At 70.3% G+C, this 13,862-nt stretch carries 8 protein-coding genes and 3 tRNA genes; 7 read left to right on the top strand and 4 right to left on the bottom strand.

Features of this window, described 5'->3' with window-relative positions:
• Window positions 1–44: 44 nt before the first annotated feature.
• Window positions 45–2,765 (top strand): AAA family ATPase, encoded by a 2,721-nt coding sequence (locus ACIQM3_RS15065; protein ID WP_401623823.1) that lies wholly within the window; start codon window positions 45–47, stop codon window positions 2,763–2,765.
• Here ACIQM3_RS15065 and ACIQM3_RS15060 read toward each other — a convergent pair.
• Window positions 2,722–5,619: an AAA family ATPase gene (locus ACIQM3_RS15060; protein WP_401623821.1), complete on the bottom strand. Its 2,898-nt coding sequence runs from the start codon at window positions 5,617–5,619 to the stop codon at window positions 2,722–2,724. The genes ACIQM3_RS15065 and ACIQM3_RS15060 overlap by 44 nt on opposite strands.
• Before the next feature lie 151 nt (window positions 5,620–5,770).
• Between ACIQM3_RS15060 and ACIQM3_RS15055 the strand changes: the two genes are divergently transcribed.
• Window positions 5,771–6,757, top strand: coding sequence for an AraC family transcriptional regulator (locus tag ACIQM3_RS15055; protein ID WP_401623819.1), 987 nt, complete (start codon window positions 5,771–5,773; stop codon window positions 6,755–6,757).
• Between the two features lie 166 nt (window positions 6,758–6,923).
• Window positions 6,924–7,226, top strand: a complete 303-nt coding sequence (locus tag ACIQM3_RS15050) for a hypothetical protein (RefSeq protein ID WP_401623817.1) — start codon at window positions 6,924–6,926, stop codon at window positions 7,224–7,226.
• Between the two features lie 379 nt (window positions 7,227–7,605).
• On the opposite strand, the gene ACIQM3_RS15045 is transcribed toward ACIQM3_RS15050, so the two are convergent.
• The 3 genes from ACIQM3_RS15045 to ACIQM3_RS15035 all read right to left on the bottom strand — a co-directional run bounded on the left by ACIQM3_RS15045 (window position 7,606) and on the right by ACIQM3_RS15035 (window position 8,041).
• Window positions 7,606–7,679 (bottom strand) — tRNA-Ile (locus tag ACIQM3_RS15045).
• A 211-nt stretch (window positions 7,680–7,890) separates the two neighbouring features.
• Window positions 7,891–7,963 (bottom strand) — tRNA-Asn (locus ACIQM3_RS15040).
• A 5-nt stretch (window positions 7,964–7,968) separates the two neighbouring features.
• Window positions 7,969–8,041, bottom strand: a tRNA-Asn gene (locus ACIQM3_RS15035).
• 181 nt (window positions 8,042–8,222) lie between these two features.
• Here ACIQM3_RS15035 and ACIQM3_RS15030 point away from each other — a divergent pair.
• The 4 genes from ACIQM3_RS15030 (at window position 8,223) to ACIQM3_RS15015 (ending at window position 13,819) form a co-directional block, all read left to right on the top strand.
• Window positions 8,223–8,525: a YtxH domain-containing protein gene (locus ACIQM3_RS15030; protein WP_401624359.1), complete on the top strand. Its 303-nt coding sequence runs from the start codon at window positions 8,223–8,225 to the stop codon at window positions 8,523–8,525.
• 81 nt (window positions 8,526–8,606) lie between these two features.
• Window positions 8,607–10,052, top strand: a complete 1,446-nt coding sequence (locus ACIQM3_RS15025) for an FGGY family carbohydrate kinase (RefSeq protein WP_401623815.1) — start codon at window positions 8,607–8,609, stop codon at window positions 10,050–10,052.
• A gap of 111 nt (window positions 10,053–10,163) precedes the next feature.
• Complete coding sequence (locus tag ACIQM3_RS15020) at window positions 10,164–11,897, top strand: ABC transporter ATP-binding protein (protein ID WP_401623813.1); 1,734 nt, start codon at window positions 10,164–10,166, stop codon at window positions 11,895–11,897.
• Window positions 11,897–13,819 carry an ABC transporter ATP-binding protein gene (locus ACIQM3_RS15015; protein ID WP_401623811.1) on the top strand — a complete coding sequence of 641 codons (1,923 nt, stop codon included), beginning with the start codon at window positions 11,897–11,899 and terminating at the stop codon, window positions 13,817–13,819. Before ACIQM3_RS15020 ends, ACIQM3_RS15015 begins: the two co-directional genes overlap by 1 nt.
• Window positions 13,820–13,862: the final 43 nt, after the last annotated feature.

The raw sequence follows: 13,862 nt of genomic DNA, 5'->3' as shown, positions 1-13,862 counted from the left end.
GTCGATGGTGGTCCGCACTGGTGGGGTGAGGGAGTGCGGTGCCGATGGCTGACGGCGTGGAACTGACCGCACGACATCCGGAGACGGCCCTTCTGACAGCAGCCTTCGACGCCGCTCGGCGCAGCGACCGGCAAGGCTCGGCTGTCCATCTGCGGGGCGAAGCCGGTGTGGGAAAAACAGCGTTGCTCGACTGGGCGGCGGCCTGCGCGGAGGATCAGGGTTTCTCCGTCCTGCGCGCGGAAGGCGTCCAGGCCGAGGAGGGAACGGCGTTCGGGGCACTGCACCAGATCCTGCGTCCCCTCACCCATCGGCTCGATGTACTGCCCCGGCGATGGCGGGAGGCGCTGGATCTCGCCCTCGGCCTGGGCACCGGCCCGGCCCAGGGCGGCCTCCTGGTAGGCGCGGCGGCACTTGCGCTGCTCGCCGACGCAACCCGCAAGGGCCCCCTGCTCATCCTGCTGGACGATCTCCAGTGGGTCGACGCGTCGAGCGCCACCGTCTTCGCCTTCCTCCACCGCCGTATCGCCGAGCTGCCCCTGGTGGTGGTGAGCGCCGGCCGGCCCGGCGGGCCCGCCGCCGGCGGCTGGGCAGCGCGCGTGGTCGACATCGGCCCTCTCACCCCGAGCGACGCGGAACAGCTTCTACGCCGGCGCCATCCCGGACTGGCCACCGCGACGGTGGAATACGTCCTCGCGGAAGCCGTCGGCAACCCCCTGGCCCTGGTCGAACTGCCCCATCAGCTGGACCCGGGACCCGGGGACGACATCTCGCTGTCCCGGCGTACGCCTCTCAGACCCGGCCTCGAACGGCTCTTCCTGTCCCGGCTCACCCGCCTGTCGCCCGAGGCCGCGCGGGTTCTCCTGCTGGTCGCGCTCGGTGGCGGAACCGCCGCCTGGAACGTGGGCAGCTGGCTGCGGACCGTCGCTGGGGACCGGGCGGACGAGGTGCTCGACGACATCGAGGCCGGCGGCCTGGCACAGGTCGACCCGGTCGGACGACTCGTCTTCCGCCACCCCCTGGTCCGCACCGCCGTCATCGCCTGGGCGACCGAGGCTCAGCAACGCGCAGCTCACCGCGAACTCGCCGTGGCACTGGGGCCCGACGACCCTCGCCGGCCGATCCACGAGGCGGCCGCGACGACACAGCCCGACGACCGACTCGCCGCCCGTCTCCAGGAGGCGGGCCGGGCGCTCTCGGGGCGGGGCGGCGATGCAGAGGGGGCCCTCCTCCTGTACCACGCGGGCAAGTTGAGCACTGACGCCGAGGACAGGGCCCGGCGGCTGACGTGGGCGGCCGTCATGGCGGCTCGCGGTGGACGGCTCGCCTTCACCGCGTCACTGGTGGAAGAACTCCGGCGCGGAACGGTCCCCGCCGACATCGCCCCCCTGTTCGCCTATGCCGTGGTGTACGTAGACCACAGCCACCTCGTCGACTTCACGTCCTCCTTCACACTGCTGCCGAAGCTCCTGGACTCCCTCGCCGAGACGCCGGACACCGCCTTCCCCGGTCTGGCGGAACAGGTGTACTTCAAGCTGCTCCTCGCGGCGTCCTACACAGACGACACACAGGCCTGGCGAGCCCTCGCCAAGCACCGCCACCACATGTCCCCGACCGCCAGGCTGTGCCACCAGGTCTGGGCGGACCCGGCCAGGACGGCGCACGGCGCGTCCGGAGAACTGGCCCGCATCGCCGCCGGCCCGAGTGAGGAGCAGGGAGTCGGGAGCGCCTGGCTGGTGCTGTGGACCGCCACCGCTCTGGACATGGCCGACGCACCCCTGCGGCGACGGTTCCTCGGCCAGCACTCCTACGCGACCCAGGGCTCCATCGCCAAGGCCAAGGCTCGCCAGGACTACTTGCACGGGCACTGGGACCAGGCGGAGGTCTGCCTGCGCGAAGCGACGACCGCGGCCGAGCTGGGGTACCACTGCAACGCCTTGCTCTTGCGACACCTCTACGCGCACTTCTTGGCCGGACGGGGTGACGAGGCCGGTCTGCGTGAGATCGCGCTCACCATCGAACCCCTCGCGGCCCGTGCGGGCATGGTCCTCGTACAGCGCCAGCTCGCTCATCTGCACGCGCTCGCCGCGCTGGCCCACGGCCGCTACGAGGAGGCGTACACCGCTCTCCGCGCCGTCATGCCGCCCGGGGAGCTGCCCCGAGGGCTCCCCTGGTTCCAGCTGCCCTTTCTGGACTTCGTATACGCGGCCGTGCGCACAGGCCGTTCCGCCGAGGCACGGGCCCACCTGGCGGCGGCCCGTGAGGCACGGATGGCCGAGATCTCCCCGCATCACGCCTTCCTTCTGGCCGCGGCGGGCGCCCTCGCCGCACCGGACGACGAGGCGGACGACCGCTACGGGGAGGCGTACGCCGTCCCCGGCGCGGAGCAGTGGATCTTCGAGATGGCACGGTTGCGGCTCGCAGACGGAGAACGGCTGCGCCGCGCGCAGAGCCTCACGGCCCGCGACGCGCTGGGAGCGGCGCACCGGACCTTCCGTTCGCTGGGCGCGCTGCCCTGGGCCGAGCGGGCGGAGCGTGAACTGCGGTCGGCCGGGCATCCCGTGAGGGCGCCGGGCGACAGGCCGGGCCTCCTCACGGCCCAGGAACTGCGCATCGCCCGGCTTGCCGCGGACGGCCTGACGAACAAGGAGATCGGTTCTCTCCTCCGGCTGTCGCCCCGCACTGTCTCCGGACACCTCTACCGGATCTTTCCCAAGCTGGGGATCAGCTCGCGGGCGGCTCTCGCCTGGGCTCTGGGGGAGGACTGACAGGCGCACCGGCGGCTTCGGGGAGCCCGGCGCCACCGGAGGAGCGACCGACGGGCGTGATGACCCGTCGGGGCGGACCCGGGTCGGCGGGAGCCGTCCGTCGGGGAGCCATCGCCTTCGCCACAGCGGCCCGGCTGCTGATGCCGAGCTTCGGATAGATCTTGTAGAGGTGGCTGGCGACGGTCCGCGGGGAAACCCGCAGGCGCTCCCCGATGTCCCGGTTGCTCAAGCCGTGGGCCACAAGTCCGGCGATACGCAGCTCCTGAGGCGTGAGAGGAGCCGGCTCGACCGCCTTCAACCGGTTCGCGACGCGCAGCTCCTCGGCGGTGCGCTCCAGCCAGGGGCCGGCCCCCAGGTCGGCGAACAGCCGGTGAGCCGTCAGCAGACGGGCCCGTGCCTCGGCCCGCCGCCCGTGGCGCCTGAGCCATGCACCGTGGTGATGATGGACTCGGGCGAGCTCGAACGGCCACCGCTCGCCGTCGGCTGCGTACACCGCCTCGCACGCGGCGTCGACGTCCTCGGCTACGACGGCCTCGGCGGCGAGGAGAACGAACGCATGGTGAGGGGAGATCAGCCCCATCCGGGCGGCTCGGCCTGCTTCCACGTGACGGCGGGCCTCGACACTGCGCCCAGTGTGCACAGCCGCCTCGACGAGGTCGAGAAAGACCAGGTGGAACTGGCTCACGTCGGCCGGCAGCGTCCCCGGCGGGGTGAGGACCGCGGCGTGGGCGTACGCGCCTTCGTAGTCGCCAAGTGCCAGCGCGCACATAGCCCGCATCGCCCGGAGTCGGTGCCGGATCATGGTCAGTCCGCGGTCCACGGCCCACGGTTCCACCTCGGCGACGAAAGCCTCGACGGCCATCCGCTCGCCCCGGGCCGCCACGACGTAGCCAGCCTTGTAGCCGTGGACGCGTTCATTGAAGACGCTGCCCTTGGCCCGAGCCTGCGCGGCTGCCGCGCCGGAGCGCTCGACGCATCGGTCCCAATTGCCGCTCAGGTAGTCGTCGTGCGCGGACGCCGCCTCGATCAATGCCTCCGTCGCGCCCGGATACCGCCGAGCCGCCCACTGCCACAGCTCGGCCTGCTCACCGACGACGCCCAGACCACTCGCGGCGAACAACAGCAGCCAGAGTTCCGGCGCCGCCCGGTCAGCGGGACCGGCTGCCACTAGCCGCGCCAGCCGTTCCGCGCCACCGTGCGCACGGCGAGCCGGATCGTTCCACGCGTCGTACCCGAGCGCCACAATCTCGGGCGCGTCGCCGAGCCGGGCAGCGACCGCCTGCCAGGCGGACGGTTCTGAGGTGAACCCGGCAGCGAGCAGCAGCAGAAACAGACCGGGGAGACGCAGGGGGGCTTCGTCCGCCGTCAGCTGGTCCAACACCCGCGGCAGCAGCGCGAGGATCGGCCCGAAATCACCCTCAGTGTGCAACCGCACCTGGGCACAGGTGTAGTCGAAGAGATTCCGGTCCTGGGCACGCACCCCCTGCGCCCGGGCCTCGCCGAGCAACTGCGACGCCAGGGCGACCTGACTGCCCTGCGCCGCCGCGAACGCCGCCGCGACCAGCCGCCGGCTCCGGGCGGGGGCGCTGTCGCTGAGACTGGCGGCACGGGCGTGGAGGCGGGCCGCCTCGGTGAACCCACCGCGGGACTCCGTCGCCCTGGCCACCTTCTCCAGCGCGAGGGCCACGGTTTCGTCCGGAACGGCCGTGGCCTCGGCCAGGTGGGTCACCTGACGCACCTCGCCCTCGGCCAGCACCGCGGCCCAGGCGGCGTGCGCGCGCCGCCGTTCGACGCCCGGGGCGGATCGGACCAGGGCCGAACGCACCAGGGGGTGCCGGAAGCGAACCCGGCCGGTCCGGGGGTCCACGCTGACCACCTTTCTTCGCTCGGCGGCGGCAAGATGCGCGGCCACCGCATCGGCCCCCGCCGCGTCGGCGACCGACCCGACCAGCCGTACGGCCGGTTCGCCGTGCCCGGCCAGCGCACACAGCAGCAACACGAACCGGGTCTCGTGTGCGAGCCCCCGCACCCACCCGGCGAAGATCCGCTCCAGGCGCTCACTCAGCGGGAGTTGCTCCGGCAGCGGGAAATGACCGTCACGGTGCCCTGCGGCAAGCTGGGTGGGCAACTCGACCAGCGCCAGCGGATTGCCCGCCGCTTCCCGCAGTATCCGGGCCCGGGCGTCGGCCGGCAGACCGGTATGGGACACGTCCAGCAGCGCTGCGGCCCCGGAATCGCCCAGCGGTCCGAGCGCTGCCACGCACACCCCGGTGTCGTCGAGCCCCGGCCACGCGTCGTCCCGGATCGTCGCCAGCACGAGCACCGGGACGTCCGCCAGTCTGCGTTGCACGACGTGCAGGACGTCGGCGCTGGAGGCGTCGATCCAGTGGAGGTCGTCGACGAGTACCACGACCGGACGGTCCCGTGCCGCGGACGTCAGCAGATCCCACGTGGCCGTGGCCACGGCGTACGCCGGGGTGTCGTCCGAGGTGAGTCCCAGCGCCGCCTCCAGCGCTGCCAGGCCGGGCGAGGCCGTGTCCCGGGACTTTCTGGACTGCTGCAACAGCGGCCACGCCAGCTGGTGCAGAGCGGCGAACGGGACGTCCTTCTCCGCTTCGGACCCCGTCACCCGCAGCAGTCTCAGCCCGCGCGCCGCCGCCAGTTCCCCGGCCTGTCCCAGCAGCACGGTCTTGCCGATCCCCGGCTGGCCGCGCACCCAGACGGCACCACCGTGTCCTTCCCGGACCCGCTCGACCGCAGCCGCGAGTACCGCCCACTGTGCGCCTCGGCCCAGCAGCCCGGCCTCCAGCATCCGCGCCCCCTGTGCGAGGGGCGCCGCCTCCTCATCTGTCATCGGTCCCCCCGCTTGAAAATCCAGTGTCCTCGGCGTACCGCGCCAGCCATCGTGAGCCGCGGGCGGAGTCGCGACCATGGGCGGAGCCCGGTTGAGCACACTGGGGCAAGAAGAGGTCTTCGCAGATCAAATGGCCTGCACCAGGTGCACAATGAGACAACGCAGCTCGCAGGGAGGGAACATCGTGCTGCTGCTCGACCTGGCGGACGTCGCGCCGCGTGACCGTGTGGACGCGTTCCACCACGCGATGACCAACGAGTCGGTCCCCAACGACATCGCCCACGAGGAACCCGAGACCGGCATCCGGGCACACATGGAGCTGTGGCGGGTCGGCGGCCTCGACTGCTTCGCCACCCACAACTCCGGCTTCGAGCTACGACGCACACAACGGCACGTACACGACCAACGCAGCCGCCCCGTGGTCTCCGTCTCGCTCCAGACAGCCGGGGTCGGCCGCGCCGACACGGCAGGCACCCAACGCCTGCTCGGCCCGGATGACCTCTGCGTCTTTCATGAGCTGACACCACGCGTGTACGGCTGGAGCGGCGACGGTGCCAGCCGGGCGGTGGTTCTGGACGTCGACCGTCTGGGGCTGTCCGTCGAGACAGTGCACCGGGCGTCCCTACATCTGCGGGCCAGCCCGTTGCACGATCTCGTCCTCCGGCACGTCGAAGGCCTGCTGCGCGATCCCGGGCGAATCGAGGGCGACCCCGGAGCAACGGCTCTGGCGGGCGCCACGACGGAGCTCATCCGCGCACTGCTGCTGTCCGCTGTGCACGACGAATGCACATCACAGGTCAGATCCGCCATGGCGGACACCCTGGTGACGCGGATCATGGCCTACGCGGGCCGCCACCTCACCGAACCCGACCTGACCGCCGGGCGCATCGCTACCGCCCACGCCGTCTCGGAGCGCCATCTTTACGCCGTGCTGAGTGGTGCGGGCATCCAACTCGAACAGTGGATCATCACCGAACGCCTTACCAGAGCTCGCGAAATGCTTGCCTCCGACAGCTTCCGGCACCTGCCGATCGGCGCCGTCGCCGCCCAATGCGGCTTCATCAATGCCAGCCACTTCGCCCGCCGCTTCCGGGCAAAGTACGGCGTCACTCCGCGTGACTGGAGAAACCGACCCTGAGCTTGCCCCTGTCGGAGATCTCGACGTTCGCCCGGTGGCGGCTTGACCAGGGCATGCGCGGGCTGATCCGAGAACCGAGGCGCAACCGAGATGTCCTTAACCCTGCGAAGCATCCCGGCGGAGCAGTGACGCGCCCGCACCTACGTGCCATGATGCGCCTCAGGTCATGATCACCGCCGCGTCGACTGCGGATTCCTCCACCCCGACCGGGGCTCTCATTTTCATCGCAGTGCTGGGGATCGCAGCCGTTGGTTATGGAGGCAGGTGGGCTTTCGACCTGCGTGGTGCCGTGGGCGGCCCGACGACGCGCCGTCGGGCCGCTCCCGAACTGAAGGCGCAGCGGACTGGCAATCTGGGCATCGCCGACACCGACATCGTTCGGCCGTTGTTCTTCAGGCTCCTCAGCAGTGTCATCGCAGCGGGAGGACTTGTCCTGCTGCTCGCAGCCGCAGTTCTCGCAACCGCCTGAAGCGGGACCAGGAGTTCCCGCGAGATCGTGAGCTGCCGCCAGTCCGTCAGAGGCTCGTACGTACAGTGTGCCCACCGGACGACGGTCTCGTCCTCATGCTCGACTCTTCGGCATCAACCCGAAGCAGCCCTGCGGGGCAGGACTCGAGGACCCGCGGGTCCTGAACGACTCGCCGTTCAGGCGATAGACAGCCGTGGGAACCAGCCACGACGCTCTCTCAAGCGACCGACACAAAAGGCCAGGTCAGACGCGTCAAAAGTGCGTCGGCACGCTGCGCCAGCGGGCCAGTACCGCACGGCGCGCGGCTGGTACCGCACGGAAAACCGCCGCCAAATTCGCGTTTCCCCAGGTCAGATCGTTTCTGCCTGGGGATGCTGGGTGGGGCGGGTGGGACTCGAACCCACGGCCGACGGATTATGAGTCCGCTGCTCTAACCGGCTGAGCTACCGCCCCGTTACGGCGTGGCGCGTACAAGTGTGCGCGCCTTCTGCCGCAGCATAGCCGGTCATACGATCTCCTGCTGCGGATGGTCGGCTTCGCGTGACCATGAAGACTGCGCTGCTTGCTGCCCGGTTCCGGGCGGTGCGGAATCACCCCGAAAGAGTCACGAGCGCCCTCGCGCGGGCACACGAAAAAGGGCCCCGAGGGGCCCTTCTCCGTATCGCTCCCCCGACTGGACTCGAACCAGTAACCCTCCGGTTAACAGCCGAATGCTCTGCCAATTGAGCTACAGGGGATCGCGCTCCCCCGACTGGACTCGAACCAGTAACCTGCCGGTTAACAGCCGGCTGCTCTGCCAATTGAGCTACAGGGGATTGCTGCGTTGCCTCGAATCGTACCTGCCTGGCGGCTGCCGAGCGGCGCGCGTTCGCTGCGACACATACATTAGCGCAACCAGGGGGGTGCTCCGCCAATCGGTATCTCCCGGGGTGATCTCGGTGTGTGCGGGTAGGCGGGCAGCACACGTCGCACGGAGCGTAAGGAAGGGTGGCAGCCATGCGGTACCGGCTCACGTTCATCGCCGGAGCGGCGCTCGGTTACGTGCTCGGCACGCGAGCCGGGCGCGAGCGTTACGAGCAACTGAAGAAGGCGGCGCAGACACTGGCCGAGAACCCCGCTGTGCGGAACGCGGCGGAGTCCGCCGCGCACGGCGGCCGGGACTTCGCCGGCAAGGCGTACCACTCGGTGAGCGAGAAGGTCGGGGACAAGGTCCCCGTGTCCGTCTCCGACCGGGTGCGCTCGCTGCGGGAGCGCAACGGCCACAGCGGCAGCGACGACTGGGGCACGACGAACACCTGAGGCCCGTTCCGTACCGGGCACACGCCCGGTACGGAACGGTCCGCGTACGGAACGCTCTCCAGGTGCGGCAGAATCGTGCCCATGGGCATAGTGGCCGGCTTGGACAGTTCATCCGCCTTCACGCACATCGTCGTCTGCGACACGGACACCGGTGCGGTGCTGCGGCAGGGGTACGCCGCGCATCCCATCGAGGCCAAGGCCTCGGAGGTGGATCCGCAGGCGTGGCTGCTCTCACTCGGTGAGGCGGCCTCAGGAGGGCTGCTCGAAGGCGTGCAGGCCATCGGTGTGTCCGCGCAGCAGCACGGGCTGGTGCCGCTGGACCACCAGGGCAATCTCGTACGGCCGGCGCTGCTCGGCAACGACCGTCGGGCGCAGGCCGCCGCGGCGGATCTGATCGACGGGCTCGGTGGGCGGCAGCCCTGGGCCGAGGCCGTGGGTGCTGTCCCGCAGGCCGCACAGCCCGTGGCGAAGCTGCGCTGGCTGGTGCGGTCGGAGCCGGAGAACGCGCAGCGCGTCGCCGCCGTACTGCAGCCGCACGACTGGCTTGTGTGGCAGCTCCTCGGCCGGCCCGCCCGGCGTACGACCGACCGCGGTGCCGCGTCCGGCACCGGTTACTGGTCGGCGGGCTCCGGGTCCTACCGGCCCGATCTCGTGGAACTCGCGCTCGGCCATCAGGCCGCGCTGCCCGAGGTCCTCGGCCCGGCCGACGCCGCGGGGACGACTCCGGAAGGTCTGCTGATCTCGGCGGGCACCGGCGAGACGATGGCCGCGGCCTTCGGGCTGGGCGTCGCGGTAGGGGACGCCGTGGTGTCGCTGGGCGCCTCGGGTTCGGTGATGGCCGTGCACCACGAGGCGCTGGCCGACCCCACGGGGATGATCACCTCCTTCGCCGACGCGACCGGGATGCATCTGCCGGTGGTCCACACGTCGAACGCGGTACGCGCACTGCGCGGCACGGCCGAGATGCTGGGCCTGGAGGGCCTCGACGAACTGTCCGCGCTGGCGCTGAAGTCGACGCCGGGTTCCTCGGGGCTCGTCCTGCTCCCCTATCTGGAGGGTGAGCGCACCCCCCACCTGCCGCACACCGCGGGAACGCTGAGCGGGCTGCGGCGCGAGTCGATGAAGCCCGAGCACCTGGCGCGGGCCTCCTTCGAGGGGATGCTGTGCTCGCTGGCCGACGCCCTGGACGTGCTGCGGGACCGGGGTGTGGAGGTGCGGCGCGTGTTCCTGCTGGGCGCCGCCGCCGAACTGCCCGCCGTGCAGGCGCTGGCGCCCGCGTTGCTCGGAACCCAGGTCGTCGTGCCGCAGCCCGCCGAGTACGCGGCGCTGGGCGCGGCCAGGCAGGCGGCGTGGGCCCTCGGGGTCTCGGAGGGGAAGCTCGACCCGCGTACTCCCCCGGCCTGGCAGGGCGCGGCGGCGCAGGTGCTGGAGCCGGGTGAGGAGCTCGCCGTGGGCCGCGCGGTACGCCAGCAGTACGGGGCGACCAGGGACCAGATCCACCCCGGGGCGTTCGGCGGAACCGCCTGAGCGACGCGGTCCCGGAATTTGACCGGGACTTGGACAAAAGCGTTGGCAGTCGGGGTGGGGGGTGCCGGAGTATGGACCGGCCTCTGCCCTCGCCGACTCCGAGAGACTCGCGTGCTCATAAAACTCCTGCGGACCTATCTGGGTCCGTACAGACGTCCGATCGTGCTGCTGGTGTTCCTCCAGCTGCTGCAGACCTGCGCAAGCCTCTATCTGCCCAGCCTCAACGCGGACATCATCGACAACGGTGTCGTACAGGGTGACACGGGTTACATCCTGGAATTCGGCGGCGTGATGATCGCCGTCAGCATCATCCAGATCGTCTGCAACATCGGGGCGGTCTACTACGGCGCCCGGACGGCCTCCGCCCTGGGACGCGATGTGCGGGCCTCGATATTCGGCCGGGTGCAGTCGTTCTCCGCACGCGAGGTGGGACGGTTCGGGGCTCCCTCGCTGATCACCCGTACGACCAATGACGTGCAGCAGGTCCAGATGCTCGTCCTGATGGCGTTCACCCTGATGGTGTCGGCGCCCATCATGTGTGTCGGCGGCGTCATCATGGCGCTCGGCCAGGACGTCCCGCTGTCGGCGGTTCTGCTGGCGGTGCTGCCCGTGCTCGGCATCTCGGTGAGCCTCATCGTGCGGAGGATGCGGCCGCTGTTCCGCACGATGCAGGAGCGGCTGGACACGGTGAACCGCGTGCTGCGCGAGCAGATCACCGGCAACCGTGTCATCCGCGCCTTCATCCGTGACGGCTACGAGGAGGAACGCTTCCGCGGCGCCAACACGGAGCTCACGGACGTCGCGGTGTCGACGGGGCGGCTGATGGCCCTGATGTTCCCGACGGTGATGACGGTCGTGAACCTGTCGTCCATCGCCGTGGTCTGGTTCGGGGCGCACCGCATCGACAGCGGCGGGATGCAGATCGGGGCGCTGACCGCGTTCCTCGCGTATCTGATGCAGATCGTCATGTCGGTGATGATGGCCACCTTCATGTTCATCATGGTGCCGCGTGCCGAGGTCTGCGCGGAGCGCATCCAGGAGGTCCTGGAGACCGAGTCGAGCGTGGTGCCGCCCACCGCTCCGGTCACGAAGCTGCTCAAGCACGGCCATCTGGAGATACGGGGCGCCGAATTCCGCTTCCCGGGCGCCGAGGAGCCGGTGCTGCGCTCGGTCGATCTGGTGGCGAGGCCCGGGGAGACGACCGCGATCATCGGGTCGACGGGCAGCGGGAAGTCGACGCTGCTGGGTCTCGTACCGCGGCTGTTCGACGCGACGGACGGCGATGTGCTCGTCGACGGTACGGATGTGCGGACGCTGGATCCGGTCCTGCTGGCGAAGACGGTGAGCCTGGTCCCGCAGAAGCCGTACCTGTTCTCGGGGACGGTCGCGACGAATCTGCGCTACGGCAATCCGGACGCGACCGACAAGGAGCTGTGGCACGCGCTGGAGGTGGCACAGGCGAAGGACTTCGTGGAGCGGCTGGAACACGGGCTCGACGCGCCGATCGCCCAGGGCGGCACCAATGTCTCCGGCGGCCAGCGGCAGCGGCTCGCGATCGCGCGGACGCTGGTGCAGCAGCCGGAGATCTACCTCTTCGACGACTCGTTCTCCGCCCTGGACTACGCGACGGACGCCGCGCTGCGCGGTGCGCTGTCCCGCGAGACGGCGGGGGCGACCGTGGTGATCGTGGCGCAGCGGGTGTCCACGATCCGTGACGCCGACCGGATCCTGGTGCTGGACGAGGGCCGGGTCGTCGGGACGGGCAGCCATCACGAGCTGATGGACGGCAACGAAACCTACCGGGAGATCGTGCTCTCCCAGCTGACGGAAGCGGAGGCCGCCTGATGGCCGGGCCGGGCGGACGGATGATGGCAGGGCCCACGGAGCGGTCCATGGACTTCAAGGGGTCCGGGAAACGGCTCCTGAGACGGTTCAGCAGGGAGAAGTCCTCGCTGTATCTGATGCTGGGCGCGGGAACGCTGAGCGTGGCGCTCTCCGTGCTGGGGCCCAAGATCCTCGGCGGGGCCACCGACCTGATCTTCGCGGGTGTCGTCGGACGGCAGATGCCGGACGGCACGACGAAGGAGCAGGCCATCGACGGCCTGCGCGAGCGGGGCGACGGCGGGCTCGCCGACATGCTGACCGGGGTGGACTTCACCCCCGGCGACGGCATCGACTTCGGTGCGGTGGGCCAGGTCCTGCTGGCGGCGCTGGTGGTGTACGTCGGCGCGGGGCTGCTGATGCTGGTGTCGACGCGGCTGTCGATCCGGGTGATCAACCGGGTCGTCTTCCAGCTGCGGGAGGACCTGCAGACCAAGCTGGCGCGACTCCCTCTCTCCTATTTCGACCGGCAGCAGCGCGGTGAGGTGCTGAGCCGGGCGACGAACGACATCGACAACATCTCGCAGACGATGCAGCAGACGATGGGCCAGCTCATCAACTCCCTGCTGACCATCGTCGGCGTACTGATCATGATGTTCTGGATCTCGCCGCTGCTGGCTCTGGTCGCGCTGGTGACGATCCCGCTGTCCGTGTTCGTCGCGGCGCGGGTCGGCAAGAGGTCGCAGCCGCACTTCGTGGCGCAGTGGAAGGTGACGGGCAGGCTCAACGCCCACATCGAGGAGATGTACACCGGCCACGCCCTGGTGAAGGTCTTCGGGCGGCAGGAGGAGTCCGCGAAGGACTTCGCCGAGCAGAACGACGCGCTGTACGAGGCCGGATTCAAGGCCCAGTTCAACAGCGGGATCATGCAGCCGCTGATGATGTTCGTGTCGAACCTGAACTACGTGCTGGTCGCGGTCGTCGGCGGTCTGCGGGTGGCGTCGGGTGCGCTGTCGATCGGTGACGTGCAGGCCTTCATCCAGTACTCACGGCAGTTCTCGATGCCGCTGACGCAGGTCGCGTCGATGGCGAACCTGGTGCAGTCGGGGATCGCGTCCGCGGAGCGGGTCTTCGGTCTGCTGGACGCCGAGGAGCAGGGACCCGACCCGGAGCCGGCGGAGCGGCCCCAGGAGCGGCGCGGCAGCGTCTCGCTGGAGCACGTGTCCTTCCGGTACGACCCGGAGAAGCCCCTCATCGAGAACCTCTCGCTGAGCGTGGAGCCCGGCCACACGGTCGCCATCGTCGGCCCGACCGGCGCCGGCAAGACGACGCTGGTCAACCTGCTGATGCGGTTCTACGAGGTGACGGGCGGCCGGATCGTCCTGGACGGGGTCGACGCGGCGAAGATGTCGCGTGACGAACTCCGCTCGGGCATAGGGATGGTGCTCCAGGACACCTGGCTGTTCGGCGGCACGATCGCGGAGAACATCGCCTACGGCGCGTCGCGCGAGGTGACCCGGGAGGAGATCGAGGAGGCGGCGCGGGCGGCCCACGCCGACCGCTTCGTCCGTACCCTGCCCGACGGTTACGACACGGTGATCGACGACGACGGGGCCGGGGTCAGCGCGGGCGAGAAGCAGCTGATCACCATCGCGCGGGCGTTCCTGTCCGACCCGGTGATCCTGGTGCTCGACGAGGCCACCAGCTCGGTGGACACCCGGACCGAGGTGCTGATCCAGAAGGCGATGGCGCGGCTGGCCCACGGCCGTACCAGCTTCGTGATCGCGCACCGGCTCTCCACCATCCGGGACGCGGACGTGATCCTGGTGATGGAGAACGGCTCGATCGTCGAACAGGGCACGCACGAGGGGCTGCTGGCCGCCGAGGGGGCCTACGCCCGCCTGTACGCCGCGCAGTTCTCGGAGGCACTGGCCGAGGTCGACTGACCGGGAGGGGGCCGGGCTCGGTCCGGTCGGGGCGGGGCCGGCC

The sequence above is a fragment of the Streptomyces sp. NPDC091271 genome (genome assembly GCF_044757505.1).
Lineage (GTDB): Bacteria > Actinomycetota > Actinomycetes > Streptomycetales > Streptomycetaceae > Streptomyces.
This window is presented reverse-complemented; position numbering and strand designations above follow the sequence as displayed.